Annotated in this window: 5 protein-coding genes and 2 pseudogenes; 6 read left to right on the top strand and 1 reads right to left on the bottom strand. The window is 70.5% G+C overall.

All coding sequences use genetic code 11. The features are described from left to right. The 4 genes and pseudogenes from CEK66_RS05475 to CEK66_RS05460 form a co-directional block, all read left to right on the top strand. A pseudogene (locus CEK66_RS05475) lies at positions 1-169 on the top strand (outer membrane protein assembly factor BamD); the annotation flags it as partial. 335 nt (positions 170-504) lie between these two features. Continuing rightward, positions 505-1472 (top strand): annotated as a pseudogene (locus CEK66_RS05470) (hypothetical protein); the annotation flags it as partial. A 36-nt stretch (positions 1473-1508) separates the two neighbouring features. Further along, entirely contained in the window at positions 1509-2246 is a 738-nt protein-coding gene (locus CEK66_RS05465) for an ATP-binding cassette domain-containing protein (RefSeq protein WP_026144649.1), read from the top strand. A gap of 32 nt (positions 2247-2278) precedes the next feature. Next, positions 2279-3745, top strand: a complete 1467-nt coding sequence (locus tag CEK66_RS05460; protein ID WP_152236209.1) for a glycine betaine ABC transporter substrate-binding protein — start codon at positions 2279-2281, stop codon at positions 3743-3745. A gap of 186 nt (positions 3746-3931) precedes the next feature. Here CEK66_RS05460 and CEK66_RS05455 read toward each other — a convergent pair whose 3' ends face one another. After that, a complete protein-coding gene (locus tag CEK66_RS05455; protein WP_226978497.1) occupies positions 3932-5140 on the bottom strand; it encodes an aminotransferase class V-fold PLP-dependent enzyme in 1209 nt (402 codons plus the stop codon). Positions 5141-5210: 70 nt separating this feature from the next. Between CEK66_RS05455 and egtB the strand changes: the two genes are divergently transcribed. After that, on the top strand, positions 5211-6500 hold the full coding sequence (egtB, locus tag CEK66_RS05450) for an ergothioneine biosynthesis protein EgtB (RefSeq protein ID WP_152236207.1): 1290 nt from the start codon (positions 5211-5213) through the stop codon (positions 6498-6500). Further along, positions 6497-7516: an L-histidine N(alpha)-methyltransferase gene (gene egtD, locus CEK66_RS05445; RefSeq protein ID WP_152236206.1), complete on the top strand. Its 1020-nt coding sequence runs from the start codon at positions 6497-6499 to the stop codon at positions 7514-7516. The genes egtB and egtD overlap by 4 nt, the downstream gene beginning before the upstream one ends. The last annotated feature ends 20 nt before the right edge of the window (positions 7517-7536 follow it).

The raw sequence follows: 7536 nt of genomic DNA, 5'->3' as shown, positions 1-7536 counted from the left end.
CAAGACCCTGGCCGCCGACGCGCGCCGCGTGCTCGAACTCAACGACCCGCAGCACCCGTGGCTGACCGGCAACTGGCCGAAGTACCCGTGGATGATCCGCAAGCTCAACCCGTTCGCCGGCGAGAAGTCCGCCGCCACCGGACAGTCGAATTCGCAGATGCAGCGCTGATCCACCGCGCCGACACGATGCACACCGACAGGGGCCGCAAGGCCCCTGTCGCGTTTCCGGGCAGCGCCGATCGGCCCCCGCGGTCCACCCGGGCACCTGCGCGCGGCGGCTGCAGGCGGCCATGACGACACCAGCGGGCACCCAAGGCGAGGCAGCTGCGCGCGTCGCCAGGCAGCGCCAGTCCCGGTCACTGGACGCCCGGCATGGCGCGCCTCCAGGCCGATCCCGGCGGAGTGCGACCCGCACCGCAGTCCCGGGAATTGGCGCCGATGCCCGTGGCCGGGCTTGCTAGGCTGGTCCCGTGCCCGCCCCGGGCCGCTTCCGCCGGGAACGCCATGTCTCTGTCCCTGCTGCGCCCGCTGCTGCGCCTGTTCGCTGCCCTCCTCGCCGTCGCTGCCGCACCTGCCACCGCGGCACCGGCCATCGTGTACGGGGTCAACGGCCACGACGGCCGCCCGGCCTACCCGCTCAGCCGGAGCGAGGCGGTGTTCCGCCTGCTCGATCAGCGCAACCTGCGCAGCTACCGGTTCGACGTGGACCCGCGCAACTTCGCCGTGCTCGACCGGCTGGTGCAGCTCTCGCGCCAGTACAACATCGCGCTGCGACCGATGGTGTACCCGATGTCGCGCGAGATCGGCTACGCGCTGGCGCGCCGCTATGCCAACGACATCAAGGTCTGGGAGATCGGCAACGAGCAGGACCTGGACCGTGCCGCCGCCCCGGCGCGGATCGCTGCGATGACCACGATGTACCGCGGCATGAAGCAGGCCTCCGACGAACTGGGCGCCGGCCTGCAATTCACCATCAACATCACCGCCTGCAACAGCGACGACCATTCGGCCAGCGCGCGCTGCCCCGGCGACCGCAACGGCTCGCTGTGGTTCCTCGATCAGGCCAAGGCCGCCGGTTTCGACTTCGACCGGATCAGCTTCCACTACTACGCCTTCCACGGCGAACGCGGCTACTGGATGGACCTGTATCTCGGACAATTGCGCGCCGCCGCGCAGAAATACGGCACCAAGGTGTACGTCAACGAGCTCAACTGCGCCGAGATCTACACGGGCAACACCGATGGCGGCCATCCCGGCGACGGCGCCTGCTACGACAGCGTGGCGGAGTTACTGCAGACGTTGCGCAGCGACTATGCCGACGTGGTCGCCGAGATCAATCTCTACGAACTGCTCGACCAGCCGGACCAGCAGGGCGCGGAGGCGCATTTCGGCCTGATGTACGACCCGGGGCCGGCCGAAACCGACGCTGGACCTGCTGACCGACACCGCCCGCTGAGGCCGCGGCGTCTTCGCACGGCGTGGTCGCCGCCTGCGGCTATGCTGCGGCGATGTTCGAACTGCATCGGGTCACCCGCCGCTACGGCGACATGCTGGCGCTGGACCAGGTCGATCTTCGCATCGCCCCGGGCCGCACCACCGCGTTGATCGGTCCCAGCGGCGCCGGCAAGTCCAGTGTGCTGCGCCTGCTGCTGGGGCTGGAGTGGCCGGATAGCGGCGAGGTGCGCTTCCAGGGCGAGCCACTGCGTCGCGCCACCCTGTTGGCGCAGCGCCGGCGCATCGGCTACGTGATCCAGGAAGGCGGCCTGTTCCCGCACCTGAGCGCCCGCGACAACGCCGCCCTGCTGGCGCGCACGCTGGGCTGGACGCGGCCGCGCATCGAGGCGCGCCTGCACGAGCTCGCTGCGTTGTGCCGCCTGCCGGAAGCGCTGCTGGCGCGTTATCCAGCCGAGTTGTCCGGTGGCCAGCGCCAGCGCGTCGGACTGATCCGCGCCCTGTTGCTGGACCCGCCGGTATTGCTGCTGGACGAACCGCTGGGCGCGCTCGACCCGATCGTGCGCCACGAACTGCAGACGCAGATGCGCGAACTGTTCGCGCTGCTCGGCAAGACCGTGGTGCTGGTGACCCACGACGTCGCCGAGGCCGCCTACCTGGGCGATACCCTGGTCCTGATGCGCGGCGGCCGCGTGCTGCAGGAAGGCAGTGCACGCACTTTGCTGGAGGCGCCGGCCGATCCGTTCGTGAGCCAGTTCCTGCAGGCGCAGCGCACCCTGGAGGAGGCGCGATGACCTCGCGAGGCGCGCACTGGCGCGCGGTCGCGCTGCTCGCCTTCGGTGCAGCAGCCAGTTTGCTGAGCCTGCCGACGGCCGCTGCCGATGCCAAGGTCGTGGTCGGCTCGAAGAACTTCACCGAAGCGGTGGTGCTGGGCGAGATCGCCGCCGGCGCCGGGCGCCAGGCCGGGGTCAAGGTCGAACATCGACGCCAGCTCGGCGGCACCCGCATCCTGTGGCGTGCGTTGGAGCGGGGTTCGATCGACGCCTATGCCGAGTACACCGGCACGCTGGCCGCCGAACTGCTGCAACTGCCGGGCGCCGACGACGCCGCGCTGCGCAAGGCGCTGGCGCAGCGCGGCCTGGCGATGAGCGCGCCGCTGGGCTTCGACAACACCTATGCGTTCGGCATGCGCCGGCAACGCGCGCAGGCGCTGGGCATCGCGCGCTTGTCCGACCTGGCCGCGCATCCGACGCTGACATTCGGGCTGAGCAACGAATTCGTCTCGCGCGCCGACGGCTGGCCCGGCGTGCGCGACGCCTACGGCCTGCCGCAGGTGCCCACCGGTCTGGACCACGACCTCGCCTACCGCGCGCTGGACAGCGGCGCGATCGACCTCACCGACCTGTACAGCACCGACGCCGAGATCCCCGCGCACGACCTGCTGGTGCTGCAGGACGACAGGCATTACTTCCCGCGCTACGCCGCGGTGTTCCTGTACCGCGCCGACCTGGCGCAGCGCGCGCCGCGCTTCGTGCAGGCGCTGCAGGGGCTGGGCGGGCGCATCGACGCGGCGACCATGCAGCGGCTCAACGCCGAGGCCAAGCTCGACAAGCGCGCCGAGAGCGCGATCGCCGCGCATTGGCTGGGCATCGCCACGCCTGCCGAGGACGGACGGATGCAACGGCTGCTGCAACGCACCCGCGAGCACCTGGCGCTGGTCGGACTGTCGCTGGGCCTGGCCCTGCTGGTGGCGCTGCCGCTGGGCATCCTGGCCGCGCATCGGCCACGGCTCGGCCAGGCGGTGCTGGCCCTGACCGGCGTGCTGCAGACGCTGCCGTCGCTGGCGGTGTTCGTGTTCATGATCCCGCTGTTCGGCATCGGCGCCAAACCGGCGATCGCCGCGCTGTTCCTGTACAGCCTGCTGCCGATCGTGCGCAACATGCATGCCGGCATCACCGGCATCCCGCGCGAGCTGCGCGAGACTGCCGCCGCGCTGGGCCTGCCGCCGGGCACGCGGCTGTGGCGGATCGAACTGCCACTGGCGCTGCGCACTCTCCTCGCCGGCATCAAGACCGCGGCGGTGATCAACGTCGGCACCGCGACCCTGGGCGCGTTGATCGGCGCCGGCGGCTACGGCCAGCCGATCCTCACCGGCATCCGCCTGGACGACCTCGGCCTGATCCTGGAAGGCGCGGTGCCGGCCGCGCTGCTGGCGCTGCTGGTCCAGGGCCTGTTCGAGCTGCTGGAACGGGTGCTGACCCCGCGTGGATTGCGCCTGGCGGCGCGGCGGTAGGTCAAGCCAGCACCGCGGGCATCAGCGATGTGGCCGGCCTTCGGCAACCCGCACCCGCGCTAACGCATCACAGCGGCATCGGGTCGCGGCTGAAGCCATGCATCAAACAGGATCGACGATGCGGACCAGTAGTCGATTGCCTTCCCATCGAAACCGAAGACAGACAACAACCGCACGCACGCGCGCTCAAGCACGCACCGCAGCCACCATCTCTTGCGCCAGGCCGCGCATCGCCTCCGGCGTCAACTGCAGATAGGGCGCGATGCGCAGGGCGCCATGGCGATGGGTGCAGATGACTTGCGCGTGCTGCAGCCATGGCAGCAAGGCCGGCATCGACGACGCTGGTGGGCGCAGCGCGTACAGGTGCGGCGCATGCCCAGGCACGGTCCAGTCGCCCGCGCCCAGCGCGTGCAACTCCGCGTCGAATGCCGCACCAAGTGCGCCAAGTCGCTGCGCGATGCGCGCCGGCTGCCACTGCTGCACCTGCTGCAGCGCCGCGCTGGCCATCGCCAGCCGCAGTGGATCGGCCACGCCACCGGCATCGAAGCGACGCGCGCCGTTGCGGTACGGGGGCGGCGCCTCGGCCGGGAACTGCCAATCCGCCCCCGGGTCGCGCGCCTGCCAGTGCTGCTCGAACGGCACGCCGTGCGCGCGCCAGTGCGGCGAGGCCCACAGCCATGCCAGCCCCATCGGTCCGAGCAGCCATTTGTGTCCGACCGAGACCACGAAATCCGGCCGCCAGGCGTCCAACTGCACCGGCAACACGCCGAGGCTCTGGCTCACGTCCAGCACCAGCATCGCGCCAACCGCATGTACGCGCGGCGCGATGCGGTCCAGATCCAACAGACTGCCGTCGCGCCAGTAGGCGTTGGGCAGGGTCGCCACGCGCACGCGCGGCTCCGCGTCGAGCGTGGCCAGCACCGCGTCGGTCCAGTCCTGCCCTGGCACCCGCCGCACCACCGCCAGGTGCGCACCGCTCTCGGCGCAGCGTTGCTGCCACGCCAGCAGGTTGGACGGAAACTGGCCATCGAGCAGCAGCACCGCATCGCCGGGCACCAACGGCACCTGCCGCGCCGCGATGGCCAGGCCATAGGCGGCCGACGGCACCATCGCCACGCCCTCGCCGTCGCCCGAGAACACGGTGGCCGCGGCCAGCGCGCGCAGGTCTTCAATCTGCGCGCGCCAGGCATCGAAGGACAACGTCCACGGCGCGATCGACTCGGCCAGCACCGCGTGCCCCGCGGCCAGTGCCCGGTGCAGGCGCGGCCCCTTGCTGGCGGTGTCCAGGTAGCGCACGCCGGGCGGCAGCGCGAACGCCTCCGCCGCGGTATCGAGATCGACCAGGGCGCCGGCGGACGCCGAACCGGCAGGGTGGTGCAAGGCGCTCGTAGACATGTGTCTAGGGTAACGCCGCGGTCCGCGACGCGTGACGGTCCGTTCACGCCGCTGCGCTAAGACTGCATCGATGCAAGCGATCTCTCCTGCGTCACCGCCCTCGCCCATCGCATCCGTCGCGACGCTGGCGGACCGCCTGCGCCGCGTGCGCGCACGCAGCCGTCATCTCGCCGCACCATTGAGCGAAGAAGACGCGATGGTGCAGAGCATGGACGACGCCAGCCCGGCCAAATGGCATCTGGCGCACACCACCTGGTTCTTCGAGCGGTTCGTGCTCGGCGCCGATCCGGCGTACCGCCCCCACGATCCGCAGTGGGACTACCTGTTCAACAGCTACTACCAGAGCATCGGTCCGGCGCATGCGCGGCCGCATCGCGGCCTGCTGTCGCGGCCATCGCTGGCGCAGGTGCTGGACTACCGCAGCGAGATCGAAACCCGCGTACTGGCGCAGTTGCAGGCCGGCACGCTGGAGCCGCAGACGCTGCAGATCCTGGAACTGGGCCTGCAGCACGAGCAGCAGCACCAGGAGTTGCTGCTCACCGACATCAAGCACGCGTTCTGGCGCAACCCGCTGGGCCCGGCCTATCGCGCCGACCTGGCGACGCAGCACGCGCCGGCGTCCCCGCTGCGCTGGCTGCAGCGCGACGAACAGATCGGCGAGATCGGTGCCGCACCGTGGCCTGCGCATGCCGGCTTCGCCTACGACAACGAATCGCCGCGGCATCGCGTGCTGGTGCCGGCGCATGCGCTGGCCAGCCGCCCGGTGAGCAATGCGGAATACGACGAGTTCATTGACGATGGCGGCTATGCCACGGTCGGGCTATGGCTCAGCGACGGCTGGGCGCAGCGGTGCGCCGAGGATTGGCAGCGCCCGCTGTACTGGCATGCCGACGGCACGCGCGAATTCACCCTCGGCGGCTGGCGCGAACGCGATCCGCATGCGCCGGTGTGCCATCTCAGCCTGTTCGAGGCCGATGCCTTCGCGCGCTGGGCCGGCGCGCGCCTGCCGACCGAGGCGGAGTGGGAACAGGCGGCCACCGGTGTCGCCATTGCCGGCAACTTCGTCGACACCGATGCACTGCATCCTCAGTCGACGGCGCCGGCCGATACCGGCCTGCAGCAGTTGTTCGGCGATGTCTGGGAATGGACCGGCAGCGCCTACCTGCCCTACCCCGGGTTCCGCCCGTGGTCGGGCACGCTGGGCGAATACAACGGCAAGTTCATGAACGCGCAGTGGGTGTTGCGCGGCGGCAGCTGCGCCACGCCGCGCGACCACATCCGCGCCAGCTACCGCAACTTCTTCCCCTCCGATGCGCGGTGGCAGTTCGCCGGCGTGCGCCTGGCCAAGGATTCCGCATGAATGCCGCAACCGCCCGTGCCCTCACCGAAGCCGCCCTGACCGACCTGCATCCGCAGCCGGACGACATCACCGCCGATGCGATCGCCGGCCTGTCGTGCAGCCCCAAGCAGCTACCGTCCAAATACTTCTACGATGCCGAGGGCTCGCGCCTGTTCGAGGCGATCACCCGCCAGCCCGAGTACTACCTGACCCGCACCGAGCTGGATTTGCTGGAAGCGCGCATGCCCTCGATCGCGCAGGCGGTGGGCACCGGCGCGCACGTGGTGGAACTGGGCAGCGGCAGCGGCCGCAAGACCCAGTTGCTGCTGGACGGCCTGCGCATGCCGGTGGCGTACACGCCGATCGAGATTTCCCGCGACATGCTGATGTCCAGCACCACGCGGCTGGCCGAGCGCTTCCCGCACATCCAGATGCTGCCGGTGTGCGCCGACTTCACCGCGCCGGTGGCGCTGCCGGCACCACAGCGCGGCGCACGCCGCACCCTGGTGTTCTTCCCCGGCTCGACCCTGGGCAACTTCACCCGCGAGGACGGCATCGCCCTGCTGCGCTCGATGCGCCAGACCATGGGCGCGGACGGCTGCGCCCTGGTCGGCATCGACCTGGTGAAGGACACGGCGCTGCTGGAGGCCGCCTACAACGACGCCGCCGGGGTCACGGCCGAATTCACCCTGAACCTGCTGCGCCGGCTCAACCGCGAGATCGGCAGCAACTTCGACCTGGCGCAGTTCCGCCATCATGCCGTTTATTCGGAAGCGCGCGAGCGCATCGAGACCTTCCTGGTCAGCCAGTGCGCGCAGCAGGTGACGGTGGCCGGGCGCCGCTTCGATTTCGCCGAAGGCGAAGCGATGCAGGTCGAGTACAGCCACAAGTACACCGACCAGAGCTTTGCGGCGATGGCCGCCGAGGCCGGCCTGCGCGTCAGCCACGGCTGGAATGCGCCGGGGGATGCGTTTGGGTTGCGGTTGCTGCAGAGCCGGGATCCGGGGCCCGGGGCCCGGGACCCGGAAAAGCCGTAGTCCTGCGAGACTCGGGACAT

Source organism: Xanthomonas sp. LMG 12460 (genome assembly GCF_009192895.1).
GTDB classification, from domain to species: domain Bacteria; phylum Pseudomonadota; class Gammaproteobacteria; order Xanthomonadales; family Xanthomonadaceae; genus Xanthomonas_A; species Xanthomonas_A sontii.
Note: the sequence above shows the minus strand (reverse complement) of the source record. Positions and strands in the feature narration are given on the sequence as shown.